The sequence below is a fragment of the Aurantiacibacter sp. MUD61 genome (genome assembly GCF_027912455.1).
Classification (GTDB): domain Bacteria; phylum Pseudomonadota; class Alphaproteobacteria; order Sphingomonadales; family Sphingomonadaceae; genus Alteraurantiacibacter.
On sequence record NZ_CP115446.1, the window covers coordinates 1,300,158 to 1,321,831 of the forward strand.

Annotated in this window: 24 protein-coding genes; 10 read left to right on the top strand and 14 right to left on the bottom strand. The window is 60.3% G+C overall.

The window, feature by feature from the left end:
* Nucleotides 1-88 precede the first annotated feature (88 nt).
* Complete coding sequence (locus O2N64_RS06230; RefSeq protein WP_271079414.1) at nt 89-805, bottom strand: hypothetical protein; 717 nt, start codon at nt 803-805, stop codon at nt 89-91.
* An 88-nt stretch (nt 806-893) separates the two neighbouring features.
* A complete protein-coding gene (locus tag O2N64_RS06235) occupies nt 894-2,945 on the bottom strand; it encodes an adenylate/guanylate cyclase domain-containing protein (RefSeq protein ID WP_271079415.1) in 2,052 nt (683 codons plus the stop codon).
* A gap of 141 nt (nt 2,946-3,086) precedes the next feature.
* On the opposite strand from O2N64_RS06235, the gene gdhA reads away from it, so the two are divergent.
* Nucleotides 3,087-4,451 carry an NADP-specific glutamate dehydrogenase gene (gene gdhA / locus O2N64_RS06240; RefSeq protein WP_271079416.1) on the top strand — a complete coding sequence of 455 codons (1,365 nt, stop codon included), beginning with the start codon at nt 3,087-3,089 and terminating at the stop codon, nt 4,449-4,451.
* Nucleotides 4,448-4,873 (top strand): hypothetical protein, encoded by a 426-nt coding sequence (locus O2N64_RS06245; protein WP_271079417.1) that lies wholly within the window; start codon nt 4,448-4,450, stop codon nt 4,871-4,873. Before gdhA ends, O2N64_RS06245 begins: the two co-directional genes overlap by 4 nt.
* Here the strand turns inward: O2N64_RS06245 and O2N64_RS06250 are convergent.
* On the bottom strand, nt 4,866-5,672 hold the full coding sequence (locus O2N64_RS06250; protein ID WP_271079418.1) for a class I mannose-6-phosphate isomerase: 807 nt from the start codon (nt 5,670-5,672) through the stop codon (nt 4,866-4,868). The genes O2N64_RS06245 and O2N64_RS06250 overlap by 8 nt on opposite strands.
* A gap of 149 nt (nt 5,673-5,821) precedes the next feature.
* Between O2N64_RS06250 and O2N64_RS06255 the strand changes: the two genes are divergently transcribed.
* Complete coding sequence (locus tag O2N64_RS06255) at nt 5,822-6,820, top strand: hypothetical protein (RefSeq protein WP_271079419.1); 999 nt, start codon at nt 5,822-5,824, stop codon at nt 6,818-6,820.
* On the opposite strand, the gene O2N64_RS06260 is transcribed toward O2N64_RS06255, so the two are convergent.
* The 5 genes from O2N64_RS06260 to O2N64_RS06280 are packed head-to-tail and all read right to left on the bottom strand — an operon-like array spanning nt 6,817 to nt 9,190.
* Nucleotides 6,817-7,743, bottom strand: coding sequence for an alpha/beta fold hydrolase (locus tag O2N64_RS06260; RefSeq protein ID WP_271079420.1), 927 nt, complete (start codon nt 7,741-7,743; stop codon nt 6,817-6,819). The two genes, O2N64_RS06255 and O2N64_RS06260, sit on opposite strands and share 4 nt — an antisense overlap.
* A gap of 25 nt (nt 7,744-7,768) precedes the next feature.
* On the bottom strand, nt 7,769-7,981 hold the full coding sequence (locus O2N64_RS06265; protein WP_197919776.1) for a helix-turn-helix transcriptional regulator: 213 nt from the start codon (nt 7,979-7,981) through the stop codon (nt 7,769-7,771).
* Nucleotides 7,978-8,577 (bottom strand): hypothetical protein, encoded by a 600-nt coding sequence (locus tag O2N64_RS06270; protein WP_271079421.1) that lies wholly within the window; start codon nt 8,575-8,577, stop codon nt 7,978-7,980. Before O2N64_RS06270 ends, O2N64_RS06265 begins: the two co-directional genes overlap by 4 nt.
* On the bottom strand, nt 8,574-8,999 hold the full coding sequence (locus O2N64_RS06275; protein ID WP_271079422.1) for a hypothetical protein: 426 nt from the start codon (nt 8,997-8,999) through the stop codon (nt 8,574-8,576). The genes O2N64_RS06270 and O2N64_RS06275 overlap by 4 nt, the downstream gene beginning before the upstream one ends.
* Entirely contained in the window at nt 8,996-9,190 is a 195-nt protein-coding gene (locus O2N64_RS06280; protein WP_271079423.1) for a hypothetical protein, read from the bottom strand. Before O2N64_RS06280 ends, O2N64_RS06275 begins: the two co-directional genes overlap by 4 nt.
* A 387-nt stretch (nt 9,191-9,577) precedes the next feature.
* On the opposite strand from O2N64_RS06280, the gene ftsH reads away from it, so the two are divergent.
* From ftsH to O2N64_RS06295, 3 genes are all read left to right on the top strand, one after another.
* Nucleotides 9,578-11,524 carry an ATP-dependent zinc metalloprotease FtsH gene (gene ftsH / locus O2N64_RS06285; RefSeq protein ID WP_271079424.1) on the top strand — a complete coding sequence of 649 codons (1,947 nt, stop codon included), beginning with the start codon at nt 9,578-9,580 and terminating at the stop codon, nt 11,522-11,524.
* A 137-nt stretch (nt 11,525-11,661) separates the two neighbouring features.
* Nucleotides 11,662-11,946 (top strand): hypothetical protein, encoded by a 285-nt coding sequence (locus O2N64_RS06290; RefSeq protein ID WP_271079425.1) that lies wholly within the window; start codon nt 11,662-11,664, stop codon nt 11,944-11,946.
* A gap of 87 nt (nt 11,947-12,033) precedes the next feature.
* A complete protein-coding gene (locus O2N64_RS06295) occupies nt 12,034-12,267 on the top strand; it encodes a DUF3072 domain-containing protein (RefSeq protein WP_271079426.1) in 234 nt (77 codons plus the stop codon).
* Between the two features lie 6 nt (nt 12,268-12,273).
* Here the strand turns inward: O2N64_RS06295 and O2N64_RS06300 are convergent, their stop codons facing one another.
* Nucleotides 12,274-13,389 carry a DUF3667 domain-containing protein gene (locus tag O2N64_RS06300; RefSeq protein ID WP_271079427.1) on the bottom strand — a complete coding sequence of 372 codons (1,116 nt, stop codon included), beginning with the start codon at nt 13,387-13,389 and terminating at the stop codon, nt 12,274-12,276.
* A 103-nt stretch (nt 13,390-13,492) separates the two neighbouring features.
* On the opposite strand from O2N64_RS06300, the gene O2N64_RS06305 reads away from it, so the two are divergent.
* Nucleotides 13,493-14,293 (top strand): sterol desaturase family protein, encoded by an 801-nt coding sequence (locus O2N64_RS06305; RefSeq protein ID WP_271079428.1) that lies wholly within the window; start codon nt 13,493-13,495, stop codon nt 14,291-14,293.
* A gap of 61 nt (nt 14,294-14,354) precedes the next feature.
* Here the strand turns inward: O2N64_RS06305 and rpoZ are convergent, their stop codons facing one another.
* On the bottom strand, nt 14,355-14,699 hold the full coding sequence (rpoZ, locus tag O2N64_RS06310; protein ID WP_271079429.1) for a DNA-directed RNA polymerase subunit omega: 345 nt from the start codon (nt 14,697-14,699) through the stop codon (nt 14,355-14,357).
* A 127-nt stretch (nt 14,700-14,826) separates the two neighbouring features.
* Here rpoZ and O2N64_RS06315 point away from each other — a divergent pair, with 127 nt between their 5' ends.
* Complete coding sequence (locus tag O2N64_RS06315; RefSeq protein ID WP_271079430.1) at nt 14,827-15,993, top strand: phospholipase D-like domain-containing protein; 1,167 nt, start codon at nt 14,827-14,829, stop codon at nt 15,991-15,993.
* Nucleotides 15,994-16,008: 15 nt separating this feature from the next.
* Here the strand turns inward: O2N64_RS06315 and O2N64_RS06320 are convergent, their stop codons facing one another.
* Entirely contained in the window at nt 16,009-16,827 is an 819-nt protein-coding gene (locus O2N64_RS06320) for a universal stress protein (protein WP_271079431.1), read from the bottom strand.
* A 90-nt stretch (nt 16,828-16,917) separates the two neighbouring features.
* A complete protein-coding gene (locus O2N64_RS06325) occupies nt 16,918-18,438 on the bottom strand; it encodes a replicative DNA helicase (RefSeq protein WP_271079432.1) in 1,521 nt (506 codons plus the stop codon).
* A 152-nt stretch (nt 18,439-18,590) separates the two neighbouring features.
* Between O2N64_RS06325 and O2N64_RS06330 the strand changes: the two genes are divergently transcribed.
* On the top strand, nt 18,591-19,082 hold the full coding sequence (locus tag O2N64_RS06330) for a UPF0262 family protein (RefSeq protein WP_271079433.1): 492 nt from the start codon (nt 18,591-18,593) through the stop codon (nt 19,080-19,082).
* A gap of 48 nt (nt 19,083-19,130) precedes the next feature.
* The gene (locus O2N64_RS06335; protein ID WP_271079434.1) at nt 19,131-19,829 is read left to right on the top strand and encodes a glycoside hydrolase family 25 protein; all 699 of its coding nucleotides are present in this window, start codon (nt 19,131-19,133) and stop codon (nt 19,827-19,829) included.
* Nucleotides 19,830-19,835: 6 nt separating this feature from the next.
* Here the strand turns inward: O2N64_RS06335 and O2N64_RS06340 are convergent, their stop codons facing one another.
* Both O2N64_RS06340 and O2N64_RS06345 read right to left on the bottom strand, forming a co-directional pair.
* A complete protein-coding gene (locus tag O2N64_RS06340) occupies nt 19,836-20,981 on the bottom strand; it encodes a M14 family metallopeptidase (protein WP_271079435.1) in 1,146 nt (381 codons plus the stop codon).
* Between the two features lie 11 nt (nt 20,982-20,992).
* Entirely contained in the window at nt 20,993-21,595 is a 603-nt protein-coding gene (locus tag O2N64_RS06345) for a DUF4136 domain-containing protein (protein ID WP_271079436.1), read from the bottom strand.
* Nucleotides 21,596-21,674: the final 79 nt, after the last annotated feature.

Below are 21,674 nucleotides of genomic sequence, written 5' to 3' on the forward strand. Positions count from 1 at the left end.
GGTGCGATTGGCAACTCCCCAGCTGCCGTCCCTCCATTCGGACACTAACCCATCACCCGCCGTTTGGCGAGACCGCTATGGCACCCGATCACTCAGCCAGCGCGCGGGCCATCTGATCGAGCTGGACGGTGCAGTTGTTGGCGAGCAGTGTCAGCGCCAGTTCCTCGCCGTCCTCAGGGATATCCTGCAGGAAGACGAAATTGACTTCGGTCGGCGTGGTGCCGCCGGAAATGACATAGGTCTCGCCTTCGCGCAGCTGCACCGCTCCATCCCAGATGCCCAGCATTTCACGCTCCGGGAAAGTGACGGCAATCGCCTCACCTTCGGAACCAGCCCGGCTGACCGAATAGGTCGCTGCTTCGGAGGTATCGGCGCGCCACAATTGCAAGGGATCGGGATTGGCGAGGCAGATCGTCCCGCTCTGGCTGATGTCGACATACCAGAGGTTGGGATTGGTCACATTTTCGCCGTCGCCGCGTACGGCACCGGTGCGAGCCCGGTCAGACGAGCGGCGCGTGGTGAGCGCAGCCAGCGTGCGATTGTCCGATCGCGCGCCGCGCCGGGCGAGGACGAAGGTGCCCGGTCCGCGAAATGTCCGGGTGCGTCCGCCATCCAGTACAGTCAGAACATCGCCGTTTCGCAGGGTGATGCGCTGGGTATCGCCGATCTGTGTACCGACAGGATATTGCTCGGAAGATGGTCCGCTTGAAGCGACAACAGTGCCGGCATGCGCCGCTTCCGGCACCAGCATCAGCGCCGCTGCGGCTCCGGCGATTGCCAGCAAAGTCTTGTTTGGCAAACCCATGGTTCCCTCCTCACACCTTCGGTTTCGTCTTCCATACCAGATTTGCACCCGCTTGTGCGCGCTGAATAGGAAATTTGCGAAATCGCCGTCACTTGCCCGCCATGACATAGGCACCATCCGCATTCAGATCGCGGCAGCGCTCGAGCAGCGCGGCAAGGCCCGTATCCTCGGGATATTTCGCCGCCATCGCCCCAATCGTTCGGATTGCTCCCTCTCGAGCGGTATCGAGCATCTCCACCGCCGTGTTCAGCGTGCGGCGATCGTGCTCGGCAAAGTCGGGCGCGGGCTCATACAATTCGACCGGTCGCGAGCGACCGGACAAGATTACGCGGCCCATCCGCCGCCACCATTTGAGGCCGGACCGGCTGGCAAATTCCTCGCTCGCCATCACCGATGTGCGGAACGTCTTGTTTCCCGACTCGAGCCGGGCGGCTGTATTCATGCTGTCGCCCAGCGCGGTATACTGGATGCGGTTTTCGCCGCCGAAATTGCCCACGACCGCTTCGCCGAAATGCAGTCCCACGCGGGTTTTGCCGATCGGGGGCAGGCTGGGGTCCATGCGCGCCACTTCTTCGCGAAATGCCTCGCCCGCCTGCCAGATGGCATAGCCACATTGCGCCGCGCGCGTCGCATCATCGGGCCGTGCGATCGGTGCGCCCCAGAAGGCCACCACTGCATCGCCGATGAATTTGTCGAGGATGCCGCCATGGGCCAGTACCACGTCGGAAAGCATTTCGAGATAGCGGTTGAGCAGTTTGGCGACCATCTCCGGGGCAATGGCGTGGCTCATCTTGGTGAAGCCCTCAAGGTCCGAAAACAGCACGTAGATTTCGCGCTTCTCGCCGCCAAGGCGCAGCAGTTCGGGTTTTTCGATGATCTCTTCGGCAATGCTTTGCGGCAAATATTTGCCCAGCGCGCCTTGCGCGAATTTTCGCTGCACCGCGCCCGATGCCCGCGCCGCGCTGGTGACAGCGGTAAAGGCCAGGATCCAGCCGAGCGCCGGCCCGACGGCGGGGAAGCCGTGGGTGTCGACGCCGCGTTCATGCAGGAAGAATGGCAGTCCGATAAACAGCAGCACCTGCGCCACCAGCAGCGGGATGAACTTCCAATTGCGCAGCTCCAGCAGGGCGGTCAGCGTGGCGGCGATGACGACCAGCATGGCAAGCGCCCAGAGATACCATGGGGATGGCTGGCGCAGCCGATCACCATCGAGCATTTGGGCGATGGTCGCCGCGTGAATGGCGATACCCGGTGGCCGTACGCTGCGCCCGCCCTGTTCCACTGCGGCGTCGGTGAAGCCCGAAAGCGGCGTCAGCGCGCGGTCGTAATCGGTAATATCGCCGCCGATCAGGACATAGGAATCGCGGACAGCCGTTTCGAATTCGGCGCGCGCCTCCGGGATCGCAAAGATCTCATCCATGCTGAAGACCATGATCGAGAGGCTGGGAACCACCGGCTCATCGGCAAAGGCGGGCCGGCGGAAGCGGATCGCACCTTCATACCCCGCAAAGCGCTCTGCTGCCGGATCGCCCGCCATTTCCAGCATGACTCGCCCCAGAAGCGGCGGGCTGCCGTCGATAATGTCCGGCCACAGCCGCGTGACACCTTCGTTCTCGGCCAGGCGGATGCTCGCGCGTCGCACATTGGGCCCTTCCACAGCGGCCATGAACTCGTCGAGATAGAGCTGCTGCTCATATTCGATATCGAGCGCATTGGTATCGACGCTGGCATAGCCGACCGCCGTGGGTGTTTGCATGGCTCGCAATGTCTCGATCAGCTCGGCATCCTCGGCCTGCGGCTGGTCGAACAATATATCGACGCCGATCGCTTTCGCGCCCAGCGTGTCGATATTGCGAAGCGCGGCGGCGATGGTGTCGCGCGGCAAGGGGGATCTCTTCTGCAGCTCGATCAGCGCCTGATCGTCAAACGCAATGATCACCACCCGCATGTCCGGTTCGACCAGTTCGGACAGGTAATATTCCCGCGCATCATACAGCGCCCGCTCGGCCGTATCGGTGAACCAGATCTGCCAGCTGAAGCGCGCGAGCAGCAAAGCAAGGATGAGCATGAGGCCAGTCAGCACAAGCCGTCTGGGACCCGCCTCGCGCACGCTGCGCCAGCCGGTGGCAAAGATCCGCATTGGTCCTGCTTGTGCCAAATCAGCCCCCCTTGGCGGGAACAATGGCACAGGCGACGGATTCGTCAAACATCCAAAAAGCAGGCATACATACGCCGATGACTCGCGTGGTCGCGGGTCTGCAGAAGGGGGGAGGGCCAGAGCATGGCATCAGTTTACGACCGTCACGTCGATCTCGATAAATTCATGGAAGGCGTGAAAAAGCGCAATCCCGGGCAGACCGAATTCATCCAGGCCGTCCACGAAGTTTCGCAGGACGTTTTCGAATTCATCGAGGACAAGGAAGAATATCACGAAGCGCAGATCCTGCGCCGGATTGCAGAGCCCGACCGGGTCGTTTCCTTCCGCGTGTGCTGGGAGGACGACAATCACAACATCCGCGTACAGCGCGGCTGGCGGGTGCAGAACAACAATGCCATCGGCCCTTACAAGGGCGGCATCCGCTTCCATCCCAGCGTGAATGAAAGCGTGCTGAAATTCCTCGCTTTCGAACAGACGTTCAAGAATTCGCTCACCGGCCTGCCCATGGGTGGCGGCAAGGGCGGCTCCAATTTCAACCCCAAGGGCAAGAGCGACAGCGAAGTGATGCGCTTCTGCCAGAGCTTCATGACCGAACTCTACCGCCATATCGGCCCCGACACCGATGTGCCGGCTGGCGATATCGGCGTAGGCGGGCGTGAAATCGGCTATATGTTCGGCCAATACAAGCGGATCACCAATCGCTGGGAAGGCGTGCTGACCGGCAAGGCCACCGAATATGGCGGCAGCGCCATGCGTCCCGAAGCGACAGGCTACGGCGCGGTCTATTTCCTCAGCAACATGCTCAAACATGCAGGCGAAGACATAGAAGGCAAAACGGCGGTCATTTCCGGCTCGGGAAATGTCGCAACGCATGCGGCGGAGAAAATCTGTCAGATGGGTGGCAAGGTGCTCACCCTGTCAGACAGCGGCGGCTTCATCCACGATCCGGACGGTATCGATCAGGAGAAGATCGACTGGGTCAAACATCTGAAGAATGTGAAGCGCGGGCGCATCTCCGAATATGCCGATCACTTCACCAATGCGAGCTACCACGACGGCAAGCGCCCGTGGAACGTCGAAACCGATCTTGCTCTGCCCTGCGCAACGCAGAACGAACTGAACGAGGACGAGGCGAAAGCGCTGGTCGACAATGGCTGCATCGCAGTGAGCGAAGGCGCGAATATGCCGACCACGCTGGAGGGTGTGAAAGTCTTCCACGATGCCAAGATCATGTACGGTCCGGGCAAGGCTGCGAACGCTGGCGGCGTCGCTGTCTCAGGCCTCGAAATGAGCCAGAACTCGGAACGCATCAGCTGGAACCAGGAAAAGCTCGGCGACATGCTGACCGAGCTGATGCAAGGCATTCACGAGAAATGCGTCGAATACGGCAAATGCGAAGACAGTGACTATGTCGACTACGTAAAAGGCGCGAATATCGCGGGTTTCAAGAAAGTGGCCGATGCAATGCTGGCGTTTGGGGTGGTGTGAAGCAGGCTAGCGCTAATTTCGCGCTCCTTTTCAGCGCGCTTGTTATATCCGGCTGTCAGCAAGATAATTGCCAGCGCGGCGATGCAAGCTGCAACGAGTTGGCCAATAAGCACGAGTATTCCATTTTACAGGCCGCTCATTTCCAAGTGGGGCAGAGCTCGGAAAATGAGCAGCTGATTATCCTCCGGGACGTCGGCGGAACCGGCAAGGCCGTGCTGGCCTTCCCATCGCGAGAAGGCGGTGGTTACGTAGTCATGCTTGCCGATGCAGAAGTTTCGCCGAGAGACAAAACCATCGGACTTGAGGATTTCTATGTAACAGCTGAGGCTATCGCCGGGCTAGAAGCGAGCGGTCTCGTACTTACGCCTGAGATCGATCGTTTGATTAGCGAAATGGCCGAAAAAAGTGGCGAAGTCAGCTGACGCAAGGCGCCGTCACCAGTGCCTTGCCATGCGGGGCGAAGGTGACGCTGGCGAGGCTCGGGGCATAGGCGCATTCGCCGGGCTTCACCACTTCGCCTGTCACCAGGACCTCTCCTGACAGCGGGACCACCAGCAGCTTTTCCGAATAGGCGTAGAGCAGCGCGTCATCCGCGACGCCGTCGACATAATCGAGCGTGAAGGCCGGGCCGGATACGAGATTGGCGTGGCCGGAGGCGGGCAGGGACTTGCGCAATTCGGCAGGGTAGGGCGAGCCTTCGGCCACGGCGACGCCGCGCTCCAGATGCAATTCCCGGTCGCGCCCGTAGTCATACAGGCGATAGGTAATATCGCTGGTTTGCTGCACTTCGATGATCGAGCAGCCCGGGCCGATGGCATGAACCGTATTGGCAGGGATGTAGAAGAAATCACCCGGCTGCACATCGTGCCAGACCATCAGGTCCTCGATACTGCCATCGCGCGCGGCGGCGCGCATTTCTTCGGCTGTCAGCTCGCGCTCGAAACCGATGCCCAGCGTTGCGCCGGGTTCGGCAGCGACAACCAGCCAGCATTCTTCCTTACCCGTGCGGCCAAGCCCTGCCGCCTCAGCCTGATCGGCATCCGGATGGCACTGGACCGAAAGCTTCTCGCTCGTGAAAAGATATTTCACCAGCAGCTCGGGCAGGTCGGCAGGCGGCTCAAACCAGATCTCGCCGATACGCTTGCCTTCGGGCGAGACGAACGGCGCGGGGAGTTCGTCCCGGCCCCATACTTTCTCAACCGTGCGCGTAGGCAGAACCATGGGTGACCTTGTGAATGAGTGAGCAGCGTCCATGCAAGGATCGCTTAACCATGAAATGTTGCCGTTTGCATAACGCTGCACACAATTCCAGTACGATAGTGGGCACAAGGCGTTTTGAATTCGTGCGATACCTGCCGTAAGCCACGCTCATGACCGATTTCACCGTCATTCAGGCCGATCCGCACTGGCTTCCCCATAGGCTCGATCTCGCCGGACAGCGCATGCTGTTTTTGCGGATAGAGAGGGACGCGCTGACGGAGAGTGGCTTTCTCGCCGATCTCCAGTCTGAGCGCGACGAAGATGCGCAGTGGCTGCCGCTCAATTCCGTGCGCAGCATGCAAGTGGAAACCGGCCCGCTGCATTTCATATTTCACACCGCTTTCTGCCGCTCGACCCTGCTGGCGCGGGCGATGAACATACCGGGCGTCAGCGTGGGCATGGCAGAGCCGGGCATACTCGCACAGCTGGCGGGTGCAGGCGACGCAGCGAAGGATCTGGTGAAGCCCGTGTGCGACCTGCTTTCCCGCCCGTGGGTTGCCGAGGGAGGAGAGCGTGAGGCGGTTTTCGTCAAGCCCACCAATCACGCCAACATGCTGATCCCCGCTCTGCTTGAAGCACGACCGGATGCGAAAGCCGTCTTGATGACCAACCCGCTGTCCACCTTCCTGCATTCAGTCGACAAGCGTGCGCTGATGGGCAGGCGCTGGGGGCGGCAGCTCTATCTCGAAGTCATGGGATATGCGGGCATGGACCTCGGCATGGATGCGCGCGAGCAGTTTTCGATGACCGATCTGCAGGCGGCAGGGCTCGCGTGGTTCCTGTCACAGCGGATGTACGCGATGCTGCAGGCAAGCTCGCAGGGTGAAAGACTGCGTGTGCTCGATGGAGATCGTTTCGCGCTCGACCGCGCCGATACGGTCGAGGCGGTGCTGGAACTGGCGGGCCTCTCCTACGATCCGCGAGAGATAGAGACCGTGGTCGATGGCCCTGTATTCCGCAAACACGCCAAATTGGGTGGTGAGTTCGACGAGAAGGCTCCGCCTGCATCGCCAGTCCTCAAGCAGGAAATCGGCCAGGTCCAGCAATGGCTCGGCATGATCGCAGAGCAGGCAGGTGTGCCAATTCCCGCCCGCCAAACGCTGTTCTAGTCGGCGAGGAAGTTGAGAACCGCTGCCTCGAATGCAGCAGGCTGGTCCACCATCACGAAATGGGCAGCAGGCGAGATCACTTCGAACTCCACCTCTGGCAACGCATCATACTGCTGAGTGTAGAAGGCGATTGTCGCCTCTTCAGTGCGAAATGCCGGATTGTGCGGGACGACGACGGTCGCGGGAGCGGTAATGGCGGCGATGTTCTGACGCATGTCGCTCACCATTAATTCGTACGCAAGCTGCGCTGTAACGCGCAGATCCGCACCGCTGGTAAGCTCCCGCAACCGCGGCAAATTGGACTGATCGATCGTGTAGCCTGAAAGCAGCGCGTCATTGGCACCTTCGGGCATGTCGCGCCCGTGCATGGAGAGCATCATGGCCCGCATTCCCACGGCCTGCGCTTCCACCTGCGCCATGTCTGGCTCTGTTCCCGGCGGCACCATGATGGCGGCGAACCACGGCAAGCTGTCGACGATCATGATGCGACCCGGCAGGCCGGGATGTTCCGCAGCGAGCGACATGGCGATGAATCCGCCCATCGAATGTCCAATAATGGCCGGGTTCTCGATCCCGCCCGCTCCGATATAACGCGCTAGTTCGGCGATCAGGCCTTCGAGGATCGGACCTTCCCCATTTACGCCAGCATCCTCACCAAAGCCGCGCACTTGCAGCAGATGAACGCGATGACCCTCCAGCGCGCCGAGATGTGGTCGCCAAACTTCGCGCGTGGTCGAGAGGCCGGGGATGAGGATCACATCCGGCCCCTCTCCGACGACCTCGACGCTGAAGCGCGTCGGCTCAAATGCCTCCTGCGCCTTGGCGGGCAGCGCCAGGAGAGCGCCGAAACCGAGCAAAATGATGCTCAGCGAGAAGGCAAGAAGATGGCGTGCTCGCAGAGGCGAGATTCCAAAAAACATCATTCAATTTACCCTTTGTCTCGAGCGCTTATTCCGCCGCCTGTTCGCCCACATCGCGAAGGAAAATCTCCTCGATCGCCAGCTGGAAAACGTCGGCGATCTTGAAGGCGAGGGGGAGCGAGGGATCGTATTTGCCTGTCTCGATCGCATTCACGCTCTGGCGGCTGACTTCGAGCCGGTCGGCAAGGTCCTGCTGGCTCCATTGCCGCTCTGCCCGCAGGACGCGGAGGCGATTGTTCACGAGGCGTCTCCGCCACCGATTGGCTGGGCAATCATGCCGATGCCAAGACCGATCGCCCAAGTCGGGAAAACCCACCACGCCCACACATGCGGCACGAGGCCAAAGGTTTCGAGAAAGCCCCATCCGGTGCCGAGCACCAGCACCAGGCCGAGCCCGACCAGTGACGCATTCACCGCGCGCAATCTGAGGTACTCGTCCGTCTCTTCCTGAAGGTAGCGGAACATCGTCCAGATCATGCCGAACACGGGAAACATCGGCAGTATGGCGAGAACCCACATTCCGGGCGATCCGTCTGCCAACTCGCCAGCAATCGTGCCTGAAACAAGCATGACAACCATATAGGCCAGAGAAAAGCCGAGGAAGCGCTGGTTATAGCTGCGCATGGCTTTGGACACGGCACCTTTCTGTTCCTGCGCTTTCGACGCTGCACGGACCATGGGGATCAGCAGGATCATATTGAGGCCAATCAGGATTGCCGGGGTCGGATGCTCCAAGGCTCCGGTGCCTGCAAGCACGGCGATCAACGCCATGTTTACCGCAAACAATCCGCCCCACAGACCGGGCTTCGGGTTCTTTTGAACAGCATCGGTCATCATGCACACTCTCCATAGGTGCCCATGGTGATCTTGTTGTAGATCGCCCCCACGCCGAGGCCGAAGCACCAGATGGTCGGCCACCAGAAGGCGCGAACATGCGGCACGGGCATATAGGTTTCGAGGAAGCCCCAGACCGCTGCGGCTGTCAGCGCAAGGCCGGTCGCGACAAGCACCTGGCGGATGTAGAGCATGCGGAAAAACTCATCACGCTCTTCCACGATCAGGCGCACGAAGATCCAGAAGACGGCAGCGAAGGAAAGGCCGGGCAGGGCAGCCAGCACATAGGCCCGCCACCCTGACATGCCCTGATCCTCGATCAGGATTTCTGCTGCAAACAGCGAACCGAGATAGATCACCATCGCGACTGCGATACGGATCAGATAGCGAAGTTTTTCAGGCTTTCCGAGGCGAGAGAGACTCATGGTTTTTCTCCCGTTCTGGAGATCGGGCAGGGCAGGCAGCTACGCCGCTGGCCGATGGTTGCCCATGCGAGCACGGGCAGCATGAAGAACATGGACTTGAACGTCTCGTTCTCTACCGGGCCGAAGGCACCGATCAGCGCAAATGCGATGATGGCAGCGCCCCACAAAAGCGATTTCTGAATGTAGCTCATGTCAAGCTCCCTTGAATTGATGTAAAGGACCCTAGACATCGAGTCGACTTTTGTCAAGCGACCTTGTCAAAAGGATTGGGGTGCTTGACGTGTTGATGTGATTTGCCGGATGGCGAGGGCGATTTTGGCTTTCCTACAGTGGTGCTCTTTTCGCAGGTGGGTGGCATGCCAGTGCGCCCGTTCCAAATTGCCTCGAAACCCCGCTTTTCTGCCGCTTTGCCCCATCAGGAGATTTTGTCTCTTGAACACTGTCACACCTGTCACACCCCTCGCGAGAGCGATCCCGCTCACAGTGATCGGAAATCCCGCCCCAAAAGCGGTATCGCCGTTATCTTGTCATTCACTGCGGCAAGCCTACATTGTCAGGACGAAAGGATGCCAACGAGCATGGATGAGAATCGCGAACCCGAGAACCAGCCTAACCCCTGGATGAAGAGCCTCTTCGTATGGGGCGGTATCTTTCTGGCCCTGCTGCTGACCGTTTCGATGTTCAGCGGAGACCGCGAAGCACCGGGCACGCAGATCCCCTATTCGGACTTCAAGGAACGCGTTGCGGAAGGCAGCGTCACCGAAGTGCGCATCTCGCCTGACCTGATTGCCGGTACCCTGGGCAATGAGCAGAACTTCACCACCGTTCCGGTGGCGAACGATCCGCGCCTGATGGAGCAGCTGGAAGCAGCTGACGTGCAAGTCACCGCAGCTCCGGCAGAGCAGATGAGCCTGTTCTGGGTCGTGCTGATCAACTCGCTGCCATTCCTCCTCATCCTCGGCATCGCCTTCTTCGCGCTGCGCCAGGTGCAGAAGGGCGGCGGCGCAGGCGGCGCAATGGGCTTCGGCAAGTCCAAGGCCAAGCTGCTCACCGAAAAGCAGGGCCGCGTGACGTTTGAAGACGTCGCCGGCATCGATGAAGCGCGCGAAGAGCTGCAGGAAATCGTCGAGTTCCTGAAGGACCCGCAGCGCTTCTCCAAGCTCGGCGGACAGATCCCTAAGGGCGCATTGCTGGTCGGCTCGCCCGGTACTGGTAAGACGCTGCTCGCCCGCGCCATTGCAGGCGAAGCGCGTGTGCCGTTCTTCACCATTTCGGGCTCCGACTTCGTCGAGATGTTCGTGGGTGTGGGCGCAAGCCGCGTACGCGACATGTTCGAACAGGCGAAGAAGAATGCGCCCTGTATCGTCTTCATCGACGAAATCGACGCCGTGGGTCGCCACCGCGGTAATGGCATCGGCAACTCGAATGATGAGCGCGAGCAGACTCTTAACCAGCTGCTGGTCGAGATGGATGGCTTCGAAGCCAATGAAGGCATCATCATCATCGCCGCCACCAACCGTCCCGACGTGCTCGACCCCGCGCTGCTGCGCCCGGGCCGTTTCGATCGCCAGGTCGTGGTGCCGGTTCCCGATATCGATGGCCGCGAGAAGATCCTCGCCGTGCACATGAAGAAGGTGCCGCTGGCGCCCGATGTGAACCCGCGCACCATTGCACGCGGTACGCCGGGCTTCTCGGGTGCTGACCTCGCAAACCTCGTCAACGAGGCTGCCTTGCTCGCGGCGCGTCGTAATAAGCGCCTCGTCGCCATGCAGGAGTTCGAGGACGCCAAGGACAAGGTGATGATGGGCACCGAGCGCAAGTCCATGGTGATGACCGAGGACGAGAAGAAGATGACCGCCTATCACGAGGCTGGCCACGCGCTCGTCTCTCTGAACGAGCCGGCGTCCGATCCGATCCACAAGGCGACCATCATCCCGCGCGGCCGCGCGCTGGGCATGGTCATGCGCCTGCCGGAGCGGGACAACTACTCCTATCACCGTGACAAGATGCACGCGAACCTGGCGGTCGCCATGGGTGGCCGTGTCGCCGAAGAGATCATCTTCGGCCATGACAAGGTCTCGAGCGGTGCATCGGGCGACATCCAGTATGCCACCGATCTGGCCAAGAACATGGTCACCAAATGGGGCATGTCCGACAAGCTCGGCCCGCTGATGTACGAGCAGAGCCAGGAAGGCTATCTCGGCATGGGGCAGTCGAGCCGCACGATGGCTGGTGCAGACACCAACAAGCTGATCGATGCGGAGATCAAGGAGCTGGTCGAAAGCGGTCTCAAGCGCGCCACCGACGTGCTGACCGAACAGGAGGACAAGCTCCACCTGCTCGCCCAGGCGCTGCTCGAATACGAAACGCTGACGGGTGACGAGATCACCCAGCTGATGGAAAACGGCAAGATCGACCGGCCCGATGCGCCGAGCGGCCCTGTCATCCAGCAGCCGACGCACGGCTCGTCCATCCCCAAGGCGGGCAAGCGCTTTGGCGGCGGCGAGGCGCCCGAAGGCGCGTAAAGCGCTTTCCTACAGCTTTTGAACACGCGAAGGGCGGTGCAGCGATGCGCCGCCCTTCTCGCATGGGCGATCGGTCTCGGAACCGCTCACGGCCCTCGCCGGTTTACATGGCAAAGACACTTTCCGGAGTACCACCAATGAAAACCGCAATCGTAACGACCCTCCTTACCGCATCAGTCGCCAGTTTCGGGCTCGCCGCATGTTCCGAACAGACCGAGGCAGACGCGGAGCGCACAGCGGAAATGGCAGCCGAAGATACGGCCGCCAATGCCGAGGTTGCCGGCGAAGTCATCGAAGAGGGCGCGATCGACGCTTCCGAAGCTGTTGCTGAAGGCGCGTCCGATCTCGCCGAGAACTTGCGTGAAGGCGATGAGGAAGAACCCGGTCCGGCACCGATTACCGGCGACGATCTCAACGAGTAATCGCCAACTGCCAGCAGAAGTGCCTGCGGGCGGCCCTTGGTTGGAACAAACGGTGAACTGAGGGGTTACTGGGGAAAGGAGTAAGACATGACTGCACCAACCCCCAATGAAACGCCCAAGAGCGATCCTGTATCGAATGCCGAAAAGGCACCCGAAAACTGGACGACGGGCGATGAGCGCATGACCGGCGCACAGGCGAGCTATCTGAAGACGCTGAGCGAAGAAGCAGGAACCCCGGAAGCGTATGACACTGAATTGACCAAGGCCGAAGCTTCAAAGCGGATCGACGAATTGCAGGATGCGACCGGGCGCGGCAGCTGAGCGCGCTTAATAGGCCCCGATCATCAGCAGCAATTGCACGAACAGCGCGATCACAATCCAGATAAAGCCACTCAGCACAATCAGTCGCCAGAACGCGCTGAACCGGCTGAGCTCATAGGTATAGCGGAGCTGTTTGTAGAGGTGGAACGGCGGGATGAAGATCATCGGCAGCAGCCAGACCGCCGGATTGAAACCCGCCACACCGAGCATCGAGACGACGACGAACAGCAGCGTAACGAAGCTGAGCGAATAGGTGATGAAAATCGCGTGATCGTAGGCTTTGAAACGCCGCTTCCAGAAAAACAGCAACCAGACGAAGGGTATCGAGATCGGAATCAGCAGCCAGCTGAACTTGTAGGCATTGGCCTGCAATTTGTAGAGCATGAGTCCCGGGTTCTCTCGCCATTTGTCACCAAGCGATTCCAGGAATCCGTCATGCGTTTCCACCGTAGGAGCTGTCGTCTCGGCATCTTGGGCGTTTCGCGTCGTACCCGCCTCGCGATAGCCTCGCTCGAAGCTTTCGATCAGGCTCTCTTCACCGTCATCGGTTTCGGGCTCGGTCTGGCCCATGAAGGTACGTAGCAGCGCCAGCTCGGATTCGATCCGATCGCGCTCGGACTGGTCCAGCGTTTCATCGGCGAGCTGCTCTTCCAGCTGAGTGATTTCAGCGGCTGTGGATTCGCGCACCCGTTCTTCGACCACATCGCCCGCCGGCACGTCCGTAGGGGTCGAAATGCCGGTCAGCTGAAACACTGCGAACATAAGGAAGACGGTGAACAGGAACAGCGCCATCGGCGAGACGAAGCGGGCTCGTTGTCCCTCGATATAGCGCCGCGTCAGCTGGCCCGGTTTGAAAATGAGAAGCGGCAGGGTCCGCCAGAATTTGCCTTCGAAATGCAGCGCGCCGTGCACCAGCTCATGCAGAAACGCGCCGATCGTGCGGTGGACGTGTCCGCGCTGTCCGCAAGCATGGCAATAGGCACCGGTAAGCGCGGTGCCGCAATTCTTGCATTCTTCAGGCTGTTCGGGGTGCGGCGGCTTGGCTCCGGAATCCGGCTCGAGCGCGCGCGAGAACAGGCCGCCTTCGACCGCGCTGCCGATACCGCCCAGAATGTCGCTCATGCCGCAAGCCCCCGTCCTTGGTCATCGCTTACTATAGGCGGCGCGTAGCAAGACACAATCGGGCTACCTTGTGAAACCTATCGCGACAAACCAAATAGCACCCATGCCCGATACGGACAGCATTTCGCCCACTATCGGCCTCGCCATCATGGCAGGCGCTTTCGCCGTATTCGCGCTGATCGAGTGGCTGCTGCCGGTGCGAGAGGCCAGGCAATCGCAGCCGCGCCGCTGGTTTACCAATATTGCGCTCTTCGCTCTCGATACGCTGGCGATCCGGCTGATCTTCCCGCTCGCCATGGTTGGCGGCGCGCTATGGGCGGCAAAAGCGGGCTGGGGCCTCTTCAACCTTTTCGCGGCGCCATACTGGCTCGCCTTTGTGGTGACGCTGCTGGTGCTCGACCTCGCGCTATACCTGCAACATTGGGCAACGCACCGCGTACCGCTGCTCTGGCGACTGCACCGCGTGCATCACAGCGACCGCGATTTCGATGTGACCACGGCTGCGCGCTTTCATCCGGTCGAGATCGTGCTGTCCATGCTTTGGAAACTGGGAGTCGTTATTGCCCTCGGCGCACCGGCACTGGCGGTATTCGTGTTCGAGGTCGGCTTTGCCGTCGCCACGCTGTTCACCCACGCCAATTTCGCGCTGCCCGGACGCTGGGATAGCAGAACCCGTACACTGCTGGTCACACCGAGCATGCATCGCATCCACCATTCGGACCGCGAAAAGGAAACAAACAGCAATTACGGTACCGTCCTCACGCTGTGGGACAGGCTGTTCGGCACCTACGTTTCCAGCGCGGCGAAGGGACAGCGCGATATGACCATCGGGCTGAAGGAATGGGAAGGTGAGCAGACCGCCCGCCTCGGTTTCAGCCTCTGGCTACCCTTTACACGCCGCTAAAAACAAAAAAGGCCGCAACCCGAAGGTGCGGCCCTTTTGCAGTTCGTATGATCTGGAAAGATCAGCCGTCGTAATCGGCACCGATCGACGTCGAACGGGTCGGGGCTGCGGCGGAGAGGCGCATGGCCTCTGCCGACTGGCTCAGCGAACCGACATCATCGGCTTCGTCTTCATCATCCGGCAGGATTTGCTGCAGCGACTGCACCAGCGATTCTTGCAGATGCTTGGGCTTCACAGTCTGCTCGGCGATTTCGCGCAGAGCCACAACCGGGTTCTTGTCACGGTCGCGATCGAGAGTGATTTCCGCACCGCCCGAAATCTCGCGCGCACGCTGTGCGGCCAGCAGGACGAGGTCAAAACGATTAGGAACTTTGTCGACGCAATCTTCGACTGTAACGCGCGCCATGGGCACTCCGATATTCTGGTGTTGTCGGAAAGGGCTTCAGATAGGCGGTGAGGGAACAAGGGTCAAGGTCTTTGCGTAGAGGCAACGGTGGCCCAGTCCCCGCCACGAGCCCTTCAAGGACCACCGCATGTATACAGAGCCCGATGCCAGCGCCCACGACTTCCCCGAACCCTTCACGGTAGAGGCGCAGGGCCACAGCTTCACTTTCATGCCCGATGGCGTGCATCGATACGCAGCGCTGCTCGCCTGCATCAACGATGCGAAAAACAAGCTCGAAGTGTTCTATTACATGTTTCAGGATGATCCAGCAGGCCGCCCGGTGCGCGATGCGCTGGTTGCGGCGGCAGAGCGCGGGGTGGATGTCAAGCTGGTGGTTGATCGTTTTGGCACCGATGCGGACGAGGAGTTCTTCCAGCCTATCGTCGATGCCGGTGGCAGCTTCTGTTTCTTCAATCCCAAGACCACGCGCCGCTATCTGATCCGCAATCATCAAAAGATGTGCATCGCCGATGAAGAGATGGCGATCGTCGGCGGTTTCAACATTTCGGAGAATTACTTCAAGCCGCCCGAGGAAAACGGCTGGACCGATCTCGGCGTGATTATGCGCGGCCCCTGCGTCGAAAAGCTGCGCGAATGGTACAAACTCGTGCGCGACTGGGCGAAGAACGACAAGGCGCAGTACCGCGCGGTGCGCGACATGGTGCGCGAGTGGGAGCCTGGCGACGGCAAAGTCCGGCTGCTGGTCGGCGGGCCGACGCGCGTTCCCAGCAACTGGGAATATTTCATCAAGCGCGATTTCAACGATGGCAAGAAATTGCACATGGTGATGGCTTATTTCTCGCCGCCGCGTAGCTATCGCCGCTTGCTACGCAAATTTGCCCAGCGCGGTGATGTCAATCTGGTCATGGCGGCAAAATCGGACAATTCGGCCACAATTGCGGCCGCCCGCGCAACTTATTCCAAATTGCTGAAGGCAGGGGCAAAGATTTACGAATTCCAGCCCAGCAAGCTGCATATGAAGCTATTGGTGGTAGATGATGTGACCTATTTCGGTAGCTCCAATTTCGATCACCGCTCGATCCGGCTGAACCTTGAAATGATGTTCCGGGTGGAAGATCAGGAACTGGCTGACCGGATGCGCGAATTCATCGGCTCAATGCAGGACGCATCGGAACACATTACGCCCGAGCTTCACCGCGAGCGATCCAATCCGTGGGAGCGCTTCAAACGCTGGATCGGCTGGAGCCTCGTTTCGATTGTCGATTACACGGTCACCCGCCGGCTCAACCCTTGATCGACCGTGCCCGCGCTAACTTGTCACGCGCGGGCCGATAATCACGGTGTCGGCATGGCTGGAGGTCAGCAGGCTGTTGGCCTGACTGCCAATAGTGGCATGGCGGAAGCCGGTTTCTCCGTGCGAGCCGAGTACGACCAAGTCCACGCCCTCACGCACAATCAACGTATTCATCGCGCTGCCAAGCATGCCGTTTTCGACATGTGTCGTGATGCGGCCCTGCAATTCTTCGGGCAGCGCTTTCACAAACTCGGCCATTTTTTCGCGCGCATAATTGCCGATTTCGTCGGTGACATAGGCGGCATTGTTCCAGGCGGCGAAGGGGACATGGAAAGCATGAAGCAAATGCAATTTTGCCTGCGGGAACGTGTCTGCCGCCCAGCGTGCAGCCCTTTGGGCGAATTCGGAGAAATCGGTGGCGATGGCGATCGTTTGGTAGGGCTGCTGCGGCCGCTTCTTCACCACCAATACCGGCAGATCCGTGCGGCGGATGGTGCTGTCGACCGCGGTGCCAAGGAAATAATCGCCGATTGAATTGTGCCTTGCGACGCCCAGCACGATGAGGCCTGCGTTCTTCTCATCGGCGAAATCGGCGATAGCCTGCGGCGGGTTTCCGCCTTTGTAGGCCAGCTGCACGTTCTTGGCACCGCGCGGCAAGACCTCACGCAATTGCGCGTCGAGATCGTGATTGTCCTCTGTGGGATATGGCGGCAGGTCGCGCGCATGAAAGACGATAACCTCGTGGCCAAGCTGCTCTCCCAGCGCAATGGCGCGGTCGATCGCGCGGTCTGCGCGTGGTCCGAAATCGGTTCCAGCGATGATGGGGCCTGACATGACAAATCTCCTCCTGTGATGAGTCGACTATGCCCTGCCGAGGCTATCAGCGATTTGATCTGGCGCAAAATCGCGCGCTTTTCACATCGATCATTCGAACCCGTAGTCCGAATAATCTTTCATATTGGGCGAGGTGAACTTGGTGAACTCGGCCTGGAAATGTAGCGGGACATTGCCGGTGGAGCCGTGGCGCTGCTTGGCGACGATCAGCGTGGCGCGATTGGCGAGCTCTTCCATGCGGCTGGCCCAGACCGAGTATTTCTCCTTGTCCGCTTCCGAACTGGTTTCGGTCGGCACATCGGGGCGCAGCGCCTCGTGGTAATATTCGGCGCGGAAAATGAACCACACCATATCGGCGTCCTGCTCGATCGAGCCCGATTCGCGCAGGTCGGACAGCATCGGTCGCTTGTCCTCGCGCTGCTCCACCGCACGGCTGAGCTGGGAAAGTGCGATCACCGGAACCTGCAATTCCTTGGCGAGGGTCTTGAGGCCGCGGCTGATTTCGGAAATCTCGTTCACGCGGTTGTCATTCGCGCGGCCGGAGCCTTGGAGCAACTGAAGATAGTCGATCACGATCAAGCCGATGTCGTGCTTGCGCTTCAGACGCCGAGCCCGGGCGCGAAGGCCTGAAATAGTTAGCGCAGGCGTGTCATCGATATAGAGTGGCAGCTCGGCAAGGCGCTGCGCGGCAAAGGAAAGCTGCTGAAATTCATCGCGCGACAGCTTACCCATGCGCAGCGCTTCGGAAGAAATCTCCGCCTGCTCGGCGAGGATACGCGTCGCGAGCTGGTCTGCGCTCATTTCGAGGCTGAAAAAAGCTGTCGGGGCTCCGTAATTGTGCGGCCCGCCATCGCGCATCCAGTTGAGATGTTCCTCGGCGCAATTAAACGCGATATTGGTGGCGAGCGAGGTCTTGCCCATGCCGGGACGCCCGGCAAGGATCACGAGGTCCGAATTGTGCAGACCGGCGGTCTTGCTGTCCAAGGATGCGAGGCCGCTGGTCTTGCCGGACAGGCCGCCGCCCGAGCTCATGGCGGCTTCGACCATGCGGATCGCTTCCATCGAAGCAGCGCGGAAATTGGTTTCGGCCTTTTCGCTCGTTGCGCCTTCGGCCACCTGGAACAGGCGTGCCTCAGCGCCCTCGATCTGCTTCATCGGCTCAACCTCTTGCGAGGTATCGAGCGCGCTTTCGACCAGATCGCGGCCGACGCTCACCAGTTCCCTGAGCAGCGCCAGATCGTAAATCTGCTGCGCCATTTCGCGCGGGGCGAGCAGGCCCTGCCCGTCCGCAGTCAGCTGCGCCAGGTATGCGGTGCCGCCAAGTTCGGCGAGGCCTTCGTCATCCTGGAAATAGGGTTTGAGCGTCACCGGAGTGACGACCATCTGCTTTTCAACGCCGATCAGGATGCGATCGAAGATTCGCTGGTGGATCGGCGCGAAGAAGTGCTTGGGCTGAATTTCAACCGGCAGCTCTTCCAGCACCCGGTTATCGATCAGGACAGCGCCGATAAACGCAGCCTCTGCCTCGAGATTGGCGGGAAGCGTGCGGCCCTTGGGCTCGCCATCTGCTGGTTTCGCATCGGCTTTGATGAGGAGATCTTGGTCTGACATTATGGGAGCCTTCATGCGGTGCGCGCGCCGTGCAGGCAAGCCATGGTGCCCTGCAAATGTGCACCACCCCCTGTGGAAAGCGGGGACGATTGTGCACCGCATCCTTTTCGCAATTGCAATGTAGGGCGCGGGTGGGCCAAGAGAACGCTGTTATGGCGCAGGACGAAGACGACCGGATTGATCGCATCACGCTTGATGAAGCGACTGTCATCGCGCGCAATGACGATATCGAAAAAGAGCGCGAAGTGGCGCTGCGCGATCTGGTGGAGGACAATCTCTTCCGCCCGCTGCGCGCCAAGGAGGCCGGCCATTCCGGACCGTGGCTGGTGCATCTTGCAATTATAGATGGGATGCTGGCGCTGCATTTGTCGGACCGCGCAGGCGAATCTGCGGGCACGATCGGTCTTGGCCTTGCGCGCCTTCGCCGTGTGGTTCGTGATTACTTCGCGATTTGCGACAGCTATTACAAAGCGCTGCGCCGCGCCTCTGCGCAGGAAATCGAGACTATCGATATGGCGCGCCGTGCCATACATGATCGCGGCACGCGGCAATTGCTCGATTCGCTGGAAAGCAAAGTCGAAACCGACTTCGAGACTGCGCGCCGCCTTTTTACATTAATTTGCGTGCTGCATATCAAAGCCTGAGGCTAGGGTGCACGAGCGCATCAGGCACGAAACGAGCAGGGTCGCCCCATGGGCAAGAAAAAGAAATCCGCAGTGCGCTTCTGGATTGAAGCCCTGCTGTTCATCGTGCTCGTCGCGGTGGGCGCGGGGCTGTGGTGGTACAGCAAAAACTGGGCGCCGCCTCGTGCTGAATTCCCCATACAAGGCGTGGTCATGGGCGAGGCGGAAGGCATCGTCGACATCTCCGCCCTGCGCACCGCGCGCGCCGATTTCGTTTATCTCGAGGCCAGCAGCGGCGCAGAAGGTCGCGACCAGAATTTCGGCCGCAATCTTGCGGCGCTCAGCGAGACGGAGATTCCACACGGCGCGGTCCACACTTACGATCCGTGCATTCCGGCAGAGCAGCAAGCCGCCAATTTCGTGACTATCGTGCCGCGCGATGCATCACTGATGCCGCCTGCCATTTATCTCGACAAACAGCCGAGCGAATGCGGCGATCCGGTGCTGGAGGCCGCGCTCGAAAGCGAGCTGACGACTTTCATCAACCAGGTCGAAGGGCATGCCGGACAGCCGGTGGTGCTGAAGATCAGCGAGGATTTCGCCCGCCAGTATCAGATCGCCACCCGCATTGAGCGGAACCTCTGGCTTGATCGCGACTGGCTGCAGCCTGACTATGCAGGCAGGCCTTGGACGCTGTGGACTTCCAATTCTGCGCTTACCAATCCAGCGAACGGCGAGCCGATGCGCTGGGTGGTGGTGCAGAACTGATCGGGCTCAGCCTTCCTCGCCGTCAAACCATTCGACCATCGCCGCAAGGCAATCGCGCGCCAGCAGCTTGCAGCGCTCGGGGCTCCAGCCCTGGGCTTGGTCGGGCCAGTCGTCATTGTCCTTGAACGGCATTTCCAATGTCATTGCAGTCGCATTGTAGCGTTCTGCCACCTGGTTGGTGCTGACGGTCATATTGGCGGTGCCGGGCTTTGACTTCGGATAGCCTTTCGCAGTCTGGAAATCGGGGCAGCGGCGATCGAGGATTCGCTGGTAGCGATAGAATCGCTCACAGAAATCGTCGGTCCAGCTGGGTATGCCTTCATAGCCTGCAAGGAAGACTGCGGCGATGGCTTCATCGCCGTGCACGTCCATTGCGAAATCAACACCGCTTTCATCCATAGCATTGCGGATGGCGAGCACTTCCGGGGAGCGATCGGTCGAGGGTTCGGCCCACTCACGATTGAGGTTCACGCCTTCTGCATTGGTGCGCAGATGGCCGCGTGCGCTGCCATCGGGATTGCAGTTGGGTACCACGTGGATGCGGCATTTGGCGCGCAGGGCCCGGCCAACGACGTCGGCGGGATCGGTGAGCACTTCGAGCGCACCTTCCATCCACCATTCGGCCTGCGTTTCGCCGGGATGCTGGCGACCGTAGATCCAGAGCTGCTTGTCGCCATCACCCATTTCGAGGCAGTCGATCGAGCGCCCGTCAAAGGTCTCACCCAGACGGCGATAGGTCACGCCTTCCGCGCTCGCCGCCTCGGCGACGAGATCGTGGTGACGCTCCATCGAATAGGGTGCGAAATAGGCGAAATAGGCCATGTCCGATGCGGGCGTATAGCGCACCGTCATCGTGCCATTGCCGCTATTTGCGTCGTATTCGGTATCCGCGCGGCCCCAGAAGTCGCGGTCTTCCGACACGCAGGCGCGGTATCCGGGCCAGCCTTCGGGATAGGCAGTATTCTTCAGGTCCTCGAAAACCAGCGTCAGTTCGCGGCCCGCGGCGCCCGAAACGCGGAAGTGGAACCACTGCGCGAACTCGCTCTTGCGGTCTTGCGGAATGCGCAGGCGTGCGGTGGCGCCATCAATGGAAACGATCTCGACATTGCCGCTGTCGAAAGCGGCATCGATGGCAATATCAGTATCTGACATGAATTCTCTTTTTACTCGATTTCGATGGTTTCGCCGGAATTGCCGGGGAAACCTGCAAAAAGCGCGTCCGCCATTCGGGCAGCGGCTGCTGCATCTTCGGCATAATCACTATTGCTGGTTGCGACCATAGTTGCGCGGCCTTCCCACAGATTCGTAGTCATTTCGTTACCCTGCAGCGCAACAAAAATCTCACGCTCGATCCGTTCCGGCGGCGGGCCGGACAGGCTGCCGAGGTTGATGCCCACACCGACGCCGACGCCGCTGCCATATGTGCCGGTCGATCCGCCGGCACCCACGCTGACCGGAGACCTGCGGCCTTCCTCTGCGCCGACAAAGATTTCGACCGAAAGCATCGCCGTCTGATTGCCGTCATCCATGACTACGCGGTAGCCAAGCTCTTCGAGCTCCTGCCGGATGGCCTCGGCATAGATTTCATATTCTAGTGATGCGGTATCGGTGCCGGGCGCAGCGACCACTTCCACTGTTCCCTGCCCGAGGAAGGCTGGTGTATCTCCGACAAATCGCGTCACTTGCACGGGCGAAACATAGGCTGGCGCAGCACATCCGGTGGCTAGCGCGCATGCGGCGAGAAGGAAGAGGGGGGCTTTCATCATACGGGTTATAATGCACCAGAACGGGAAAGTGCACCAGAACGCGGTTCTGGCCCATGATCGGTGCCCCAGTCATTATCCG